The 16,424-nt window shown below is 70.0% G+C and carries 16 protein-coding genes; 6 read left to right on the forward strand and 10 right to left on the reverse strand.

All coding sequences use genetic code 11. The features are described from left to right. Nucleotides 1-51 precede the first annotated feature (51 nt). A complete protein-coding gene (locus J8G10_RS06575) occupies nucleotides 52-495 on the reverse strand; it encodes a MarR family transcriptional regulator (RefSeq protein WP_251441857.1) in 444 nt (147 codons plus the stop codon). Nucleotides 496-540: 45 nt separating this feature from the next. Between J8G10_RS06575 and J8G10_RS06580 the strand changes: the two genes are divergently transcribed. Next, entirely contained in the window at nucleotides 541-786 is a 246-nt protein-coding gene (locus tag J8G10_RS06580; RefSeq protein WP_251441859.1) for a hypothetical protein, read from the forward strand. A 29-nt stretch (nucleotides 787-815) separates the two neighbouring features. On the opposite strand, the gene J8G10_RS06585 is transcribed toward J8G10_RS06580, so the two are convergent. The 7 genes from J8G10_RS06585 to rpsA form a co-directional block, all read right to left on the reverse strand. Next, nucleotides 816-1,160, reverse strand: coding sequence for a TfoX/Sxy family protein (locus tag J8G10_RS06585; protein ID WP_251441862.1), 345 nt, complete (start codon nucleotides 1,158-1,160; stop codon nucleotides 816-818). A 30-nt stretch (nucleotides 1,161-1,190) separates the two neighbouring features. Further along, nucleotides 1,191-3,260: an excinuclease ABC subunit UvrB gene (uvrB, locus tag J8G10_RS06590; RefSeq protein ID WP_251441864.1), complete on the reverse strand. Its 2,070-nt coding sequence runs from the start codon at nucleotides 3,258-3,260 to the stop codon at nucleotides 1,191-1,193. Nucleotides 3,261-3,416: 156 nt separating this feature from the next. Next, nucleotides 3,417-4,034, reverse strand: a complete 618-nt coding sequence (locus J8G10_RS06595) for a hypothetical protein (RefSeq protein WP_251441867.1) — start codon at nucleotides 4,032-4,034, stop codon at nucleotides 3,417-3,419. Between the two features lie 233 nt (nucleotides 4,035-4,267). Next, nucleotides 4,268-5,056, reverse strand: a complete 789-nt coding sequence (locus tag J8G10_RS06600) for a GNAT family N-acetyltransferase (RefSeq protein ID WP_251441869.1) — start codon at nucleotides 5,054-5,056, stop codon at nucleotides 4,268-4,270. Next, complete coding sequence (gene coaE / locus J8G10_RS06605) at nucleotides 5,053-5,661, reverse strand: dephospho-CoA kinase (protein ID WP_251441872.1); 609 nt, start codon at nucleotides 5,659-5,661, stop codon at nucleotides 5,053-5,055. Before coaE ends, J8G10_RS06600 begins: the two co-directional genes overlap by 4 nt. Before the next feature lie 52 nt (nucleotides 5,662-5,713). Beyond that, nucleotides 5,714-6,925 carry an MFS transporter gene (locus J8G10_RS06610; protein ID WP_251441875.1) on the reverse strand — a complete coding sequence of 404 codons (1,212 nt, stop codon included), beginning with the start codon at nucleotides 6,923-6,925 and terminating at the stop codon, nucleotides 5,714-5,716. Between the two features lie 179 nt (nucleotides 6,926-7,104). Next, nucleotides 7,105-8,562, reverse strand: a complete 1,458-nt coding sequence (rpsA, locus tag J8G10_RS06615; protein ID WP_251441879.1) for a 30S ribosomal protein S1 — start codon at nucleotides 8,560-8,562, stop codon at nucleotides 7,105-7,107. Between the two features lie 294 nt (nucleotides 8,563-8,856). Here rpsA and J8G10_RS06620 point away from each other — a divergent pair, with 294 nt between their 5' ends. Beyond that, nucleotides 8,857-9,792, forward strand: coding sequence for a 5'-3' exonuclease (locus tag J8G10_RS06620; RefSeq protein WP_251441882.1), 936 nt, complete (start codon nucleotides 8,857-8,859; stop codon nucleotides 9,790-9,792). A gap of 9 nt (nucleotides 9,793-9,801) precedes the next feature. Here J8G10_RS06620 and J8G10_RS06625 read toward each other — a convergent pair whose 3' ends face one another. Both J8G10_RS06625 and trpD read right to left on the reverse strand, forming a co-directional pair. Further along, nucleotides 9,802-10,788, reverse strand: coding sequence for a PHP domain-containing protein (locus tag J8G10_RS06625; protein ID WP_251441885.1), 987 nt, complete (start codon nucleotides 10,786-10,788; stop codon nucleotides 9,802-9,804). Nucleotides 10,789-10,803: 15 nt separating this feature from the next. Further along, on the reverse strand, nucleotides 10,804-11,868 hold the full coding sequence (gene trpD, locus J8G10_RS06630) for an anthranilate phosphoribosyltransferase (protein WP_251441888.1): 1,065 nt from the start codon (nucleotides 11,866-11,868) through the stop codon (nucleotides 10,804-10,806). A 180-nt stretch (nucleotides 11,869-12,048) separates the two neighbouring features. Between trpD and J8G10_RS06635 the strand changes: the two genes are divergently transcribed. Genes J8G10_RS06635 through J8G10_RS06650 form a run of 4 tightly spaced genes read left to right on the forward strand, consistent with a single transcriptional unit; the run spans nucleotide 12,049 to nucleotide 16,415 of the window. Then, nucleotides 12,049-12,681, forward strand: a complete 633-nt coding sequence (locus J8G10_RS06635; RefSeq protein ID WP_374208762.1) for a heme-copper oxidase subunit III — start codon at nucleotides 12,049-12,051, stop codon at nucleotides 12,679-12,681. 21 nt (nucleotides 12,682-12,702) lie between these two features. Further along, on the forward strand, nucleotides 12,703-13,500 hold the full coding sequence (locus J8G10_RS06640; RefSeq protein ID WP_251441891.1) for a cytochrome c: 798 nt from the start codon (nucleotides 12,703-12,705) through the stop codon (nucleotides 13,498-13,500). A 33-nt stretch (nucleotides 13,501-13,533) separates the two neighbouring features. Beyond that, entirely contained in the window at nucleotides 13,534-14,607 is a 1,074-nt protein-coding gene (locus tag J8G10_RS06645; protein ID WP_251441894.1) for a ubiquinol-cytochrome c reductase iron-sulfur subunit, read from the forward strand. Continuing rightward, nucleotides 14,604-16,415 carry a cytochrome bc complex cytochrome b subunit gene (locus J8G10_RS06650; RefSeq protein ID WP_251441904.1) on the forward strand — a complete coding sequence of 604 codons (1,812 nt, stop codon included), beginning with the start codon at nucleotides 14,604-14,606 and terminating at the stop codon, nucleotides 16,413-16,415. The genes J8G10_RS06645 and J8G10_RS06650 overlap by 4 nt, the downstream gene beginning before the upstream one ends. Nucleotides 16,416-16,424 lie beyond the last annotated feature (9 nt).

Genomic DNA, 16,424 nt, shown 5'->3' on the forward strand with positions numbered 1-16,424 from the left:
ACCCTATGCGGTGCCGCACCGGCGTCCGCGGTGCCGCCGTCCCGCGGCGCGTCAGAGCTCCACGGCCCCCGCGAACCGGGTGAGCGCATCGCGGACGGCTTCGACCTCGGCCACCGTCATGCCCAGTCGCGCCATCACCTGCTGCGGCACGTCCAGCGCCTTCCGGCGCAGGCCCGCCCCCTTCTCCGTGAGGGCGATATCGAGCCGACGCTCGTCCGAGGTGCTGCGACGCCGTTCGATCAGGCCGTCCGCCTCCAGCCGTTTCACCAGGGGCGAGGCGGTGGCGGGGTCCATGGCCAGCGCCGTGGCGAGATCGCCGAGCGACCGGGGAGACTGCTCCCACAGCGCCAGCATGGCGAGGTACTGCGGGTGGGTGAGCCCGAGCGGCTCGAGGATCGGCCGGTAGACCGCGACGACGTTGCGCGCCGCCGTCACCAGCGCGAAGCAGAGCTGACTGTCCAGCCGGAGCAGATCGTCGGTCGTCGTCTCGGTCACGACCCGATGGTACCAAATGCCCTAATCATTAGTACACTAAGGGTTATGGTGAACTCTCCGACCGAGCATCCGTCGCTCCGCCAGCGCATCCGCAAGGCGGGCGGCCTGTACGCCTGGATCAACACGAACCTCATCCGGTTCGCCGGCCCCGCCTCCGTGGGCCCGTACGAGGCGACCCCGCCGCCCTCTGCCGCGGAGCGCGCGCAACGCGGCTGCCCGCTGTGCGGCGCGCCGATGACGGAGCACGAGATCGACCGCAGCGGACCGAAGCCGCTGATGCACTGCCCCTGACGAGCACACAGCCCGTCAGCCGCGCCGCATCACCCGTTGCGCCCGTCGTCGTCCGCGTCCTCCCGGGCGATGTCGATCCACTCCATGAGCGCCGCATCGTCCGCGACGACCTCGGCGGCGACGTCGAGCCAGTTGTCGCTCATCGTGCGCGCCCCCATCACCGCCCGGGACACGCCGTGCTCGGTGAGCAGCACAGCCGCCCGTTCCGACGCCACGCGCACCAGCAGGGTCCCGCCTGCACGTGCGCCGACCAGGATCCGCCCGCCGCTCAGGAACGCGCGGCTGCCGAACATCGCCCGCTCCTCGATCTCGCCGTCGCCGCCGAGGAGCGCGCGGATCCGGTCCGCCAGCTCGATCACCGCCGCATCCGCCATCCGCCGGCCCCCGCCTCTTCGCGCCGCGGCTCAGGCGTGCCCTGCCCGCTCCATCGCCCGCAGCTCCTTCTTCAGGTCCTGCACCTCGTCGCGCAGTCGGGCCGCGAGCTCGAACTTGAGCTCCCCTGCCGCGGCGAGCATCTGCGACGACAGGTCCGCGATCGTCTCCTCGAGCTGCACCGCCCCTTCCGCAGCGATGCCCTCGCGGCGCAGGTTCGGCGTGGGCGACTTGCCCCGCCCCGACTTCGTGCGCTTGGACAGCAGCTCCGCGGTGTCGGCGCCTTCGCGCGCCAGCACGTCGGTGATGTCCGCGATGCGCTTGCGCAGAGGCTGCGGGTCGATGCCGTTCGCCGTGTTGTAGGCGATCTGCTTCTCACGGCGCCGCTCGGTCTCCTCGATCGCCTTCGCCATCGAATCGGTGACCGTGTCGGCGTACATGTGCACCTGCCCCGAGACGTTGCGCGCCGCGCGCCCGATGGTCTGGATGAGCGACGTGCCGCTGCGCAGGAACCCTTCCTTGTCGGCGTCGAGGATCGCGACCAGCGAGACCTCGGGAAGGTCGAGTCCCTCCCGGAGCAGGTTGATGCCGACGAGCACGTCGTAGACACCGGCCCGCAATTCGGTGAGCAGCTCGACGCGGCGCAGAGTGTCGACGTCGGAGTGCAGGTAGCGCACCCTGACACCGTGCTCGCCGAGGAAGTCGGTGAGCTCCTCCGCCATCTTCTTGGTGAGCGTGGTGACGAGGACGCGCTCGTCGCGGGCGACGCGGATCCGGATCTCCTCGAGCAGATCGTCGATCTGCCCCTTCGACGGCTTCACGACGATCTCCGGATCGACGAGTCCCGTCGGCCGGATGATCTGCTCGACCACGCCGTCGGCGATGCCCATCTCGTACTTGCCGGGGGTCGCGGACAGGTAGACGGTCTGCCCGATGCGCTTCGTGAACTCGTCCCACCGCAGCGGGCGGTTGTCCAGCGCGCTCGGCAGCCGGAACCCGTGATCGACGAGGGTGCGCTTGCGCGAGGCGTCGCCCTCGTACATCGCGCCGATCTGCGGCACGGTGACGTGGGACTCGTCGATGACGAGCAGGAAGTCATCGGGGAAGAAGTCGAGGAGGGTGTGCGGCGGTTCTCCGGCCTCTCGGCCGTCCATGTGCCGCGAGTAGTTCTCGATGCCCGAGCAGAACCCGAGCTGCTGCAGCATCTCGAGATCGAACGTCGTGCGCATGCGCAGGCGCTGCGCCTCCAGAAGCTTGCCCTGGCGCTCGAGCTCGGTGAGGCGCTCGGTCAGCTCGTCCTCGATCTGCCCGATGGCGCGCTGCACCACGTCGGTTCCCGCCACGTAATGCGAGGCCGGGAAGATCGGCACCGAATCGAGCCGCGCGATCACCTCTCCCGTCAGGGGATGCAGCGAGTACAGCGCCTCGATCTCGTCCCCGAAGAGCTCGATGCGGATCGCATGCTCTTCGTAGACCGGGATGATCTCGATCGTGTCGCCGCGCACACGGAAGTTCCCCCGGGAGAAGTCGACGTCGTTGCGGTTGTACTGCATGGCGATGAACTGCCGGATGAGCGCATCGCGGTCGTAGCGCTCCCCGACCTGCAGAGCGACCATCGCGCGCAGGTACTCCTCCGGCGCGCCGAGGCCGTAGATGCAGGAGACGGTCGAGACGACGACGACGTCTCGCCTGCTGAGCAGGGAGTTCGTCGTGGAGTGCCGCAGGCGCTCGACCTCCGCGTTGACCGACGAGTCCTTCTCGATGAAGGTGTCCGTCTGCGGCACGTAGGCCTCGGGCTGGTAGTAGTCGTAGTACGAGACGAAGTACTCGACGGCGTTGTTCGGCATGAGATCGCGGAACTCGTTCGCGAGCTGGGCCGCGAGGGTCTTGTTGTGCGCGAGCACGAGCGTGGGGCGCTGCACCTGCTCGATGAGCCACGCCGTGGTCGCCGACTTGCCCGTACCGGTGGCGCCGAGCAGGACGACGTCGGTCTCGCCCGCGTTGATGCGTGCCGCGAGCTCGGCGATCGCCTGCGGCTGATCACCGGCGGGCACGTACTCCGAGACGACTTCGAACGGCCGGACCGAACGTGTGGGTTGCATGCTTCCAGGGTAGGCGGCCCCTCCGACATCGGGGCCGGGATCCGCGTCCAGCGGAATCCCCGCTGAGGAGAGGCGCGCCCGGATTCCCGGAGCGGACGCGGAGGACGACCAGGGGCCTCCCGCACCGGGCGGGAGGCCCCTGGTCGAAGCGAAGGCTCAGACGGGCCAGGACCCCGCCGTCGGACCGCTCAGCGAGCCGGTGCCGCCGTTCGGATCCACGATGAGGTTCGGGATCACGCCTCCGTCCGGGTAGTCCCCGCCGCGCGCGATCGAGGCGACACCGGAGAAGGTGATGGATCCGTCCTCGGGGCGCACGGAAGGATCGAGCACCCACGAGAACGAGGTACCGGTCGGCTCCGTCGAGTCGGCGCTCGTCACGTACGACAGCACGAGCTTGGTCGAGCTGATCGTCGTGAAGGTCCAGCCCTGGCTCTGCTGCTTGTTCCAGTCGACCCCGTAGGGCGTCTTCAGGAAGTCGAACGCCGGGTTCGTCCCGTGGTATTCGATGGTGATCTCGAAGACGGTCCCCGCCGCGACCACCTTGGGCGCGCTCGGGTCAGCCGGAGAGATGCGCACGCCGTTCGAGCGGATCTGACCGGTGGAGGCGCCCTGCCCGATCACCTCCCCTGCCGTGAGGAAGAAGCGCAGCTCGGCCTGGGGGCTGGCGCTGGCTGCCGCCATCGGCGCGGCGAACGCGGCGGCGACGACGGGCACGGACCAGGCGGCGCCCTTGATCATGGTGCGGCGGGAGAAGCCGCTCTTGACGTCGGTCATGGTGCACTCCAGAGATCGGTCGAGCCGAAGGGCTCGGGAACCGAGATCGCGCACCTCGCGGGTTCGATGCGCGACGGAGACGCGGCGCAGCGGATGGCCGGATTCCCGGGCTCTCCCCGGCGTCCCCCAGCGCTTCCCCGCACTGCCCGAACCTTCAGAATATACCGGTCGACAACATAGTGCAAAGCAGGTGAACAAACCGACGGCGCAGAATCGCCCCGTGATGCGCCGATTCAGCCGTCCGCCCTGGCCCACACATACGGCGTCGTCGTGGTGACCTTGCGCATCCCGGCGCGTTCCAGGATGGGCCGGGAGAACTCCGTCGAATCGGAGTGCAGGAGACGCAGGCCGCGAGCGAGGGCCGCCTGAGCCCGCTTCGCGGTCAGCGCCCGATAGACACCGAGTCCGCGCCACTCCCCGACCGTCGCTCCGCCCCAGATCCCCGCGAAGTCGGTGCCCGGCACCGGCTCCAGCCTTCCGGCGCTGATCACCTGTCCCTCTGCCTCCGCGATCCAGAGCACGACGTCGTCGCCCGCCGCGATGCGTGCGATCATGTGCGCAGCCCGCGCGTCGCCGTCGCCCTGCCCGAAGACCTCCGCCTGCATCCGCTCCATCGCCCGGATGCCGTCCGCGTCGCGGACCTCCCGGAGCACGATGCCGTCGGGAATCGGCACGTCGACGGAGAGCGCGACCGCCTCGCCGAGCATCACCGACTCCGCCTCCTCCGGCACGAAGCCGGCATCCCGCAGGGCGGCGTCGAGCCCGGGGGCGATGTCATGACCGCGGGTCTTCCACTCGGCGGTCCCGACCTCCGGCGATCCGGCGAAGTGCGCGCGCACCTCGCCGACGAGAGACCGGATCCGCCGCTCTCCGAGACCGGCGAGATCGCGATAGCTCGCGAACCCGGTTCCTCCGGGGAACACCCCGACGACGACCGGCCCGATCGTGCGCACGTCGGCCGCGCCGCGCAGCTCAGCCTTTCCGCGCAGCTGCTCGTCGTAGGCGGACAGGAGACCGGTCATCGGGGCGCGGCCCCGGTCAGCGTCCGCCAGAGCGCATCCGTCTGCCGGATCGTGTCGGCGAGGTCGCCCGAGGTGTCGATCAGCACATCGGCGATCTCGCGCCGTCGCTCGTCCGGCACCTGCGAGGCGATGCGCTTGGCCGCCTCGGCGCGGTCCAGCCCCCGCTGCCGCACGAGCCGGTCCTCGCGCAGCGCGGCGGGCGCATCGGCGACGACGATGAGGTCCCAGGGGTCGTCCGCGCGCGCCTCGACGAGCAGCGGCACGTCGTACACGACGACCGCCTCCGGATCCGCCTCCTTCGCGGCCGCGAAGCGACGCTGGGACTCCGCCTTCACCGCGGGGTGCACGATGGCGTTCAGCCGGCCGAGCGCCTCCGCGTCGCCGAACACCCGGGCGCCGAGGGCGGCACGGTCCAGCTGACCGTCGGGGGCGATCATCTCGTCGCCGAACTCCGCTGCGATGCGCGCGAGCACCGGGGATCCCGGCGTCTGCACCTCGCGCACGATCCGATCCGCGTCGACGATGACCGCGCCGTGCTCCGCGAGCCGGGCCGCGATCGTGGACTTGCCCGACGCGATGCCGCCGGTGAGTGCGATGAGGGGCATGAGGCCAGTCTGGCACGCGGGCGATCGCCGCCGGCGCGGCGACGGCTGCGGCTCAGCGGGCGGAGGGATCGGCACCGCGCAGCGCGGTCCCCGCCGCGGCTGCGGCGAGACCGCACATCGCGATCACGATCGCCGCGAACCAGCTCCACCCCCAGGCTCCGAACGCGATGCCGAGTGCCCACCCGAACAGGCTCGAGCCGGCGTAGTACGCGAAGTAGTACAACGACGACGCCTGAGCGCGGCTCTCGGGCTCGGCGGCGGCCGAGGTCCACCCCGACGCCACGGCATGCGCCCCGAAGAATCCCGCGGTGAAGAGCAGAAGACCGGCGATCACGACGACCGTGCTCGCGGTCAGCATGAGCAGCGCACCGCCCGCCATCACCGCGATCGAGCCCAGCAGTACCGGATACCTCCCGCCGCGCGACGCGAGCACACCCGCCCAGGGCGAGGCGATCGTTCCCGCGAGGTAGGCGACGAACAGCAGGGTCACTAGCCATGCGGGAAGCGCGAACGGGGGCGCCGCGAGGTGGAAGCCCAGATAGTTGTAGACCGCCACGAAGGCGCCCATGAGCAGAAACCCCTGAGCGTACAGCGCGAGCTGGCGAGGCGAGGCCAGCAGCCGCCGCAGGCGCGTGGCGACGCCCGCCCGCCGTCCAGTCCGGGCACGGACGGGCACGAAGCCCTGCGAGCGCGGCGCGAGCCAGAGGAACAGCGCTGTCGCCACCGCGCAGAGGCCCGTCGCCGTCCACACGCCGGCCCGCCACCCCGCCCCCTCGGCCACCAGCCCGGACACGATCCGCCCGGCGAGCCCGCCGACGGTCGTCCCCGCGATGTAGCTTCCCGCCGCGGCTGCCGCATACCGCGGCCCCACCTCCTCGGCGAGATACGCCAGGGCGACGGCGGGGACCGCGCCGAGCGCGACGCCCTCGGCGCATCGGAGCGCGAGGAGCAGGACGATGCTCCCGCCGAAGGGGGCGGCCAGACCGAGCGCCGTCGCCGCGATCACCCCGATCGCCATCGCGGGCACCCGCCCGATGCGATCGGCGACCACCGACCAGCCGATCACGGAGGCGGCGAGCCCCAGCGTCGCCGCGGAGACGCTCAGCGCGGCCGTCGCCGGGGAGACCCCCAGATCGGCGGCCAGCTGCGGCAGCACCGCCTGCGGCGCGTACAGCTGCGCGAAGGTCGCGATCCCGGCGAAGAAGAGGCCGAGGATGAGTCTCCGGTACTGCGGGGAACCGGGGGCGTGGCCGGGGAAGCTCACGGGATCCGGATCCGCGCTCCTGCGCCGGCGCGCGGGTGTGATGCGAGAGGATCCATGTCCTTCATCCTCACACGCCCCACGCGTCCGAGCCGACCGCACCCGACGGGCCGGACTCGGACGCGGAACGGGCCGCCACCCGCCCGAAGGCGAGGTGACGGCCCGTTCCGTGGATCGGCTGCTTACGCGTTGCCGCCAGAGAGCTTCTCGCGGAGAGCCGCGAGAGCCTCGTCGTCGGCCAGCGTGCCGGCACCGGCGGAGTCGCTCGAGAACGACTGCGCGCCCCCGAAGTCGTCGCCCGCGGCGGCCTCGGCCTCGGCGGCCTTGAGCACCTGGGCCTTGTGCGCCTCCCAGCGAGCCTGGGCAGCCGCGTACTCCTGCTCCCAAGCCTCGCGCTGAGCGTCGAAGCCTTCCTTCCAGGCGCCGGTCTCGGCGTCGAAGCCCTCCGGGTACTTGTACTCGCCGTTCTCGTCGTACTCGGCGAGCATGCCGTACAGGGCCGGGTCGAACTCGGTGCCGTAGGGGTCGACCGACTCGTTGGCCTGCTTCAGCGACAGCGAGATGCGGCGACGCTCGAGGTCGATGTCGATGACCTTGACGAAGACCTCTTCGCCCACCGAGACGACCTGCTCGGCCAGCTCGACGTGCTTGCTGGACAGCTCCGAGATGTGCACGAGGCCCTCGATGCCGTCCGCGACGCGCACGAACGCACCGAACGGAACGAGCTTGGTGACCTTGCCCGGGGTGACCTGGCCGATGGCGTGGGTGCGGGCGAAGACCTGCCACGGGTCCTCCTGCGTCGCCTTCAGCGACAGGGAGACGCGCTCGCGGTCGAGGTCGACCTCGAGGATCTCGACGGTGACCTCCTGGCCCACCTCGACGACCTCGGAGGCGTGCTCGATGTGCTTCCAGGACAGCTCGGAGACGTGCACGAGGCCGTCCACGCCGCCGAGGTCGACGAACGCACCGAAGTTCACGATCGACGACACGACGCCCTTGCGGACCTGGCCCTTGTGCAGGTTGTTGAGGAACGTGGTGCGCGACTCGGACTGCGTCTGCTCGAGCAGGGCGCGGCGCGACAGGACCACGTTGTTGCGGTTCTTGTCGAGCTCGAGGATCTTGGCCTCGAGCTCCTGGCCGAGGTACGGCGTGAGGTCGCGGACGCGGCGCAGCTCGATGAGCGACGCCGGCAGGAAGCCGCGGAGGCCGATGTCGACGATGAGTCCACCCTTGACGACCTCGATGACCTGACCGGTGACGACGCCGTCGTTCTCCTTGATCTTCTCCACGTCGCCCCAGGCGCGCTCGTACTGGGCGCGCTTCTTGGACAGGATCAGACGGCCTTCCTTGTCCTCCTTCTGGAGGACGAGGGCCTCGACCTGGTCGCCGACGGAGACGACCTCGTTGGGGTCGACGTCGTGCTTGATGCTCAGCTCGCGCGAGGGGATGACGCCCTCGGTCTTGTAGCCGACGTCCAGCAGCACCTCGTCGCGGTCGATCTTGACGATCGTGCCCTCGATGATGTCGCCGTCGTTGAAGAACTTCAGGGTCTTCTCGACCGCAGCCAGGAAGTCCTCGGCAGATCCGATGTCGTTGATCGCGACCTGCTTGGTGGCCGGAGCGGCCGTTGCGGTAGTCATGTAGTGGGTTGTCCTTGTTGATGGATACTCGGGCCGCGATGCACGCCCTCGAAGGGGCACAGGATCGCATCGCAGCGGAATGGATGTGTGTTGTTCGTCACGCACGCGCGAGGAAGCCCCCGCGGGTGACACTTCATGCTATCAGGTCGCCCGGGCTCGGGAAACCGCATTCGCAGCCGGCGCACGGACGCAGGACCGCCTCCCCGCACCCGGGGAACAACGCCGCTGACCGGCGCCGTGTTCCCGCACGCCCGCTCCCCCGCAGGACCGGCCGAGCACTGGCAGACTGTGGGGATGACCGACGCCGCGCCGAAGCTGCTCCTCCTCGACACCGCCAGCCTGTACTTCCGCGCGTTCTACGGCGTGCCGGACACGGTCAAGGCGCCGGACGGTACCTCGGTCAACGCGGCCCGCGGCCTCCTCGACATGATCGCCAAGCTCGTGTCGTCCTATCGGCCCACGCACCTCGTCGCCTGCTGGGACGACGACTGGCGTCCGCAGTGGCGGGTCGACCTCATCCCGAGCTACAAGGCGCACCGCGTGGTCGAGGTCGTGCCTGGCGGCGCGGACCTCGAAGAGGTGCCCGACCCGCTCGAAGCGCAGATCCCGATCATCCGCGAAGCGCTCGCGGCGCTGCGGATCCCGGTCGTCGGAGTGGCGGAGCACGAGGCCGACGACGTGATCGGGACCCTCGCGACCGTCGCGGACATGCCCGTCGACATCATCACGGGCGACCGGGACCTGTTCCAGCTCGTGGACGACGCCCGCGGAGTCAGGGTGGTCTACACCGGCCGCGGCATGAGCAACCTCGAGGACCTCACCGAGGAGGCGGTGGTGCGCAAGTACGGAGTGCTCCCGAGCCAGTACGCCGACTTCGCGACGATGCGCGGCGACGCGTCCGACGGGCTCCCCGGCGTGGCCGGGGTCGGCGAGAAGACGGCCGCGAACCTGCTCGCCGTGCACGGCGACCTCCCGGCGATCCGTGCCGCGGCCGAGGCTGCGGAGGGCATGTCGGCCGGCGTCGCGAAGAAGATCCTCGCCGCCTCCGACTACCTCGACGTCGCCCCGACCGTGGTGCGCGTCGCGACCGCGCTTCCCATCGCCGTCCCCGACGAGCCCCTGCGACCGCTCGACCCCGCGGAGACCGCGGCCGCGGTCGGCGTCGCGGAGCGCTGGAACCTGGGCACGTCGATGGCCCGCGCGCTGGAGGCGCTCAGCCGCACGGCCTGACCCGGCCCCTCAGCCGGCCCAGCGCAGCAGGCGCTCGAGCCCCCACGTCGTCACGATCCGCTCCGCGGGCACCCCGGCGCGCTCGGCGCGCTCGGCGCCGTGGTCCAGCAGCGACAGCTGGCCGGGGGCGTGCGCGTCGGAGTCGATCGAGAACAGGCAGCCGATCTCGAGCGCGAGCGCGAGCAGCGCGTCGGGCGGGTCGTGCCGCTCGGGACGGGAGTTGATCTCCACGGCGACGCCGTGCTCGGCGCACGCCTCGAAGACGGCACGGCCGTCGAATCGCGAGGGCGGCCGCGTGCCCCGATCCCCCTGCACGAGCTGGCCGGTGACGTGTCCGAGCACGCTGACGCGCGGGTTCGAGACCGCGGCGACCATGCGCCGGGTCATCGGCGCGGGTTCCATGGCCAGCTTGGAGTGCACCGAGGCGACCACGATGTCGAGCTCGCCGAGCAGCCGATCCCCCTGGTCCAGGCGCCCGTCGTCGAGGATGTCGACCTCGATGCCGGTGAGCATCGTGAGCCCGTCCCCGCTGAGCGCCCGCACCTGCGGCAGCTGGGTCCGCAGGCGCTCCGCGGTCAGGCCGCGCGCCACGCGCAGCCGCGGCGAGTGATCGGTGATCGCGAGGTACTCGTGCCCCAGCGCGCGCGCCGCGTCGGCCATCGCCGCGATCGGCGTCGTCCCGTCCGACCACTCGGTGTGCGCGTGCAGGTCGCCGCGCAGGCGCGTGCGCAGCTCCGAGACGATCTCCGGCTCGACCTCGCCGCGCAGCTCGACGAGATAGGACGGCGTCTCGCCCGCGAGCGCCTGGCGGATCACCTCGAACGTGGAGGATCCGATCCCCTTCGCCTGCTGGATCCGGCCCGGATCCCGTCGCGCGTCCTCCGGAAGGCCCGCGTAGGTCTCGGCCGCGGCGCGGAACGCCTTGGCGCGATACCGCGACGCCCGCTCCCGCTCGAGCAGCCGGGCGATCTCGAGCATCGCCTCCTGGGGATCCATGCCTGCCTCCTGCGCTCAGTCCGCCGCGAGCTCCCGCGACGCCGCGACCCAGGCGTCCAGCTTCGCGACGGCGCGGCCGTCGTCGACGGCCGCCTCGGCCCGGCCGTACGCGTCGCGCAGCCGCTGCACGATCGGCACCTGCGCCTGCGCCGCGTCGTGCGACAGCTCGTAGGCGACGATCCCGGCCGCGGCGTTCAGCAGCACGATGTCGCGCACCGCCCCCTTCTCTCCCTCGAGCGTGCGCCGCAGCACTCCGGCGTTGTGCTCCGGGGATCCCCCGATGAGGTCCGCGAGGTCGGCGAGCGGGATGCCCAGGTCCCGGGGATCCAGGTCGTGCTCGTGGATGTCGCCGCGGGTGACCTCCCAGATCCTGCTGTGACCGGTGGTCGTCAGCTCGTCCAGTCCGTCGTCGCCGCGGAACACGAGCGCCGTGGCGCCGCGCGTGCGGAACACGCCCGTGATGAGGGGCACGCGGTCCAGCTGGGCCACGCCGACGGCGTTCGCCTCGGCGCGTGCGGGGTTGCAGAGCGGGCCGAGCATGTTGAAGACCGTCGGCACCCCGAGCTCGGCGCGGACGGCGCCGGCGTTCTTGAAGCCGGGGTGGAACGCCCCCGCCCAGGCGAACGTGATGCCGGTGCGGTCCAGGATCTCGGCGACGGCCCGCGGGTCGAGGGTGAGCTGCAGACCCAGCGCGCCGAGGACGTCGGACGAACCCGACGACGAGCTCGCCGCGCGGTTGCCGTGCTTGACGACCGGCACCCCGGTGGCACCGATGATGATCGCGGCCGTCGTCGACACGTTCACGGTGCCGACGCGGTCGCCGCCCGTGCCGACGATGTCGAGGACGTCCGAGGAGACCGGGAGCGGCACGGCCGCCTCGAGGATCGCGTCGCGGAAGCCGACGACCTCGTCGATCGTCTCCCCCTTCGCGCGCAGGCCGACGAGGAACCCCGCGAGCTGCGCCTCGGTCGCCTGGCCGCGCATCACCTGGCGCATGGCCCAGGTGGACTCGTAGACGCTGAGATCGCGTCCGGCGAGGAGGGTGGAGAGGACATCGGGCCAGGTCAGAGCTTCCGCCATGCCAGCGATCCTATCGATGTGATGCAGTCGTGATCGCCGTCGCGGATCCGCGCCCTCCCGCGCAACGCCGCGGCTCTCAGGGGATTCGCGGCGGGTTCCGAGGTCGCACCGAGCCTGCGACGGGCTGAACCGCCGCGGCCGGTGCGACAATCGGCCTCCCGGATCGGCCATAATGGACAGGTGACGACCTCAGCGACGTATGCCCCGGCGGCGAGAACGATCAAGCGCCCCAACCCGGTGGCTGTGGGAACCATTGTCTGGCTCGGCAGTGAAGTGATGTTCTTCGCGGGACTCTTCGCGATCTACTTCACCCTGCGCAGCACCTCTCCGGAGCTCTGGGCCTCGCGCACCGAGCACCTGAACGTGCCGTTCGCCGCGATCAACACCCTGGTCCTGGTGGCGTCCTCGTTCACCTGCCAGATGGGCGTGTTCGCCGCGGAGCGCATGCAGCCGTACACGGCGATGAACGACAAGGGCCGCAAGCGCTGGGGCATGGTCCCCTGGTTCTGGGTGACCTTCATCATGGGCGCGTTCTTCGTGTCCGGCCAGGTGTGGGAGTACTCGCAGCTCGTCGCCGAGGGTATGCCGATCTCGGCCGACTCGTACGCGTCCGCGTTCTACATCACCACCGGCTTCCACGCCCTGCACGTCACGGGCGGTCTGGTCGCGTTCCTGCTGACCCTCGGCCGCGCCTTCGCCGTCAAGAACTTCACGCACAAGGAGGCGACGACCGCGATCGTGGTGTCCTACTACTGGCACTTCGTCGACGTCGTCTGGATCGTGCTGTTCTTCGTCATCTATTTCCTCAAGTAAGAAGCGGAGCGGATCCCCGACATGGCACGTGAGAAGAAGCGCCGTTCCGGCCGTCGCAGCCCCCTGGCAGCAGCGGCGCTGATCGGTGCAGGCCTGATGATCACCGGCGGCGTCTACGCCGGTGCGAGCGCGGCGTTCGCCGCCACCGAGCCGGCGTCCGTCACCGCCGCGGTGTCGACTGAGGACGGCCAGAAACTGTTCCAGGCGAACTGCGCGACCTGCCACGGCATGAACCTGCAGGGCACCGCGACCGGCCCGAGCCTCTACGGCGTCGGCGAGCTGGCCGTCGAGTTCCAGATGTCCACGGGCCGCATGCCGCTGCAGATGCAGGGACCGCAGGCCCCGCAGAAGCACCCGCAGTTCACCGAGGAGCAGATCAAGAACGTCGCGGCCTGGGTCCAGTCGGTCGCTCCCGGCCCGACCTACCCGGACGAGAAGATCATCGACGGCAAGGGCGACGTCGCCCACGGCGCCGAGCTGTTCCGGATCAACTGCGCGATGTGCCACAACGTCGCCGGCGCCGGTGGAGCCCTCACGGAGGGCAAGTACGCTCCCGGCCTCATGAAGACCAGCGCGCTGCACATGTACGCGGCGATGGTCACCGGCCCGCAGAACATGCCGGTCTTCGGCGACATGAACCTGACGCCCGAGGACAAGCGCGACATCATCTCCGCGCTGCTCTTCCAGCAGAAGGCGACCCAGGTCGGCGGCATGGATCTCGGATCCCTCGGCCCCGTCTCGGAGGGCCTGTTCATCTGGATCTTCGGAATCGGCGCACTCGTCGCCATCACCGTGTGGATCACGGCGAAGTCCAACTGACGCCGGCATATCGAAGAACGTACGAGGAGAACCATGGCACACGACGACCCGCACGCTCTTGACCGGACCTATCAGGCACCGGCCGGGCTGAGCGTCGACGTCAGCGATCCCGCGCAGAACCCGGGACTGCCCCCGCACCGCGAGCGCATCACCGACCAGGATCCGAAGGCGATGAAGACCGCCGTCCGCACGGTCTACACGCTCTTCTACCTCTCCCTCGCGGGCAGCATCTGGGCGGTCGCCGCCTACATGCTGTTCCCGATCGAGAGCGGCTCGCTCATCGACGTGCGCTACAACAACCTGTTCATCGGCCTCGGCATCGCCCTCGCCCTGCTGGCCCTCGGCATCGGCGCGATCCACTGGTCGAAGGCGATCATGGCCGACAAGGAGCACGTCGAGTACCGCCACCCGACGCGCGGTCGCGACTCGACCCGCGAGGCGGCCATCCAGGCGTTCGCCGACGCGAACGAGGAGTCCGGCTTCGGGCGTCGCGTCATGATCCGCAACTCCCTCATCGCCGCCGTCGTGGCGTCCGTCGTTCCCGGCCTGGCCCTGTTCCGCGGTCTCGCGCCCCAGGACACCCCGGAGAACCCGATCGCGGGCCAGCCGGTCAAGCTCCTGCAGCACACGATGTGGGAGAAGGGCATGCGCCTGGCGCACGACCCCGACGGCACCCCGATCCGCGCCGCGGACATCACGATCGGCTCGGCCGTGCACGTGATCCCCGAGCCGCTCGGGAAGATCGGCCACGAGGACGGCTACCTCGAGGAGAAGGCCAAGGCGATCGTGCTGCTCATGCGCCTGCTCCCCGAGCAGCTCATCGAGTCCGAGGAGCGCAAGAGCTGGTCGTACAACGGCATCGTCGCGTACTCCAAGGTCTGCACCCACGTCGGCTGCCCGGTCGCGCTCTACGAGCAGCAGACCCACCACCTGCTCTGCCCGTGCCACCAGTCGCAGTTCGACGTCACGGAGCACGCCAAGGTCATCTTCGGCCCGGCCGCGCGTCCGCTGCCGCAGCTGCCGATCACGGTCGATGACGAGGGCTACCTCGTCGCGCAGAGCGATTTCCACGAACCCGTCGGTCCGAGCTTCTGGGAGCGCCATTGAGCACCGCAACTGTTACCGAGCCGAAGTCCTCGGAGAAGCCCTCGGAGGCGCCTCTGGGCGGCCGATTCGTCGGCGGCCTCTCGAACTACATCGATGAGCGGACGAGCCTCTCCGGCTTCGTCAAGGAGCTCGGCCGCAAGATCTTCCCGGATCACTGGTCGTTCATGCTCGGCGAGATCGCGCTGTGGAGCTTCGTCGTCGTGCTGCTGTCCGGCACGTTCCTGACGTTCTTCTTCCAGGCCTCGATGGTGCCCACGCACTACTCCGGCGCCTACCCCCCGATGCGGGGCGTGGAGATGTCGGCCGCGCTCGACTCCACCCTGCGCATCTCGTTCGACATCCGCGGCGGCCTGCTGGTCCGTCAGATCCACCACTGGGCGGCGCTGACGTTCGTGGCCGGCATCGGCGTGCACATGCTCCGTGTCTTCTTCACCGGTGCGTTCCGCAAGCCGCGCGAGCTGAACTGGGTGATCGGCTTCGTGCTGTTCGTCCTCGCGATGGCCGAGGGCTTCACCGGCTACTCGCTCCCCGACGACCTGCTCTCGGGCAACGGTCTGCGCATCATCGACGGCATGATCAAGGGTCTCCCCCTGATCGGCACCTGGACCTCGTTCATGCTCTTCGGCGGCGAGTTCCCGGGCGATCAGATCGTCGGACGCCTGTACACGCTCCACATCCTGATCCTGCCGCTGCTGGTCATCGGCCTGGTCGTGCTGCACCTGATGCTCATGGTCATCAACAAGCACACCCAGTTCGCGGGCCCCGGTCGCTCCGAGGACAACGTCGTGGGCTACCCGATGATGCCGATCTACATGTCCAAGATGGGCGGCTTCCTGTTCATCACGTTCGGTGTGATCGTGCTGATCGCCTCGCTCTTCCAGATCAACCCGATCTGGAACTACGGCCCCTACGACCCCTCCCCGGTCTCGGCGGGTACGCAGCCCGACTGGTACATCGGCTTCGCCGACGGGGCGCTCCGCCTGGCGCCGTCGAACCTCGACGTGGTGTTCCTCGACCACACCTGGTCGTTCGGGATCATCATCCCCGTGCTCGTGCTCGGCCTGTTCATCGTGCTCGTCGCCGTCTACCCCTTCATCGAGGCGTGGCTCACCGGCGACAAGCGCGAGCACCACATCGCACAGCGTCCCCGTACCGCGGCGACCCGCACCGCGATCGGCGTCGCCGGCGTGGTCTTCTACGCCACCCTGTGGGCGGCGGCATCCTCCGACCTGATCGCGACGCACTTCTCGCTGACGATGGAGGGCGTGATCCACACGCTCCAGGCGCTGCTGTTCATCGGCCCGGTGCTCAGCTACTTCGTCACGAAGCGGATCTGCATCGCCCTGCAGAAGAAGGATCGTGAGATCGTCCTGCACGGCTACGAGTCCGGACGCATCGTCCGCCTCCCGGGTGGCGAGTTCATCGAGGTGCACAAGCCGGTCGACGTGTACGACCGCTGGAAGCTCATCGACACCGAGGTGTACGAGCCGCTCGTCGTCCGCCCCAACGCGAAGGGCCGCATCCCCTGGACGCAGAACCTGCGCTCGTCGATGTCGCGCTGGTTCTTCGAGGACCGCCTCTCCCCGCTCACGCAGGCCGAGGTCGCTGCGGCGGACGCCCACCAGCGCCACGCGCTGCATGACGTCAACGAGGGCGCGCACGACGAGATCGTGGCCTCCCACGCCCGCGCGGGTGTGAGCGAGGACCAGATCGCGCCGGTCGACACCACGCACGTCAGCGAGACGCCGAACACGCCGAGCTCCGCGCTCGCGCCGGAGTCGCTGCCCAAGAAGGAGCAGGGCGAGTAACCCTCCCCC

The sequence above is a fragment of the Microbacterium sp. USTB-Y genome (assembly GCF_023703415.1).
Lineage (GTDB): Bacteria > Actinomycetota > Actinomycetes > Actinomycetales > Microbacteriaceae > Microbacterium.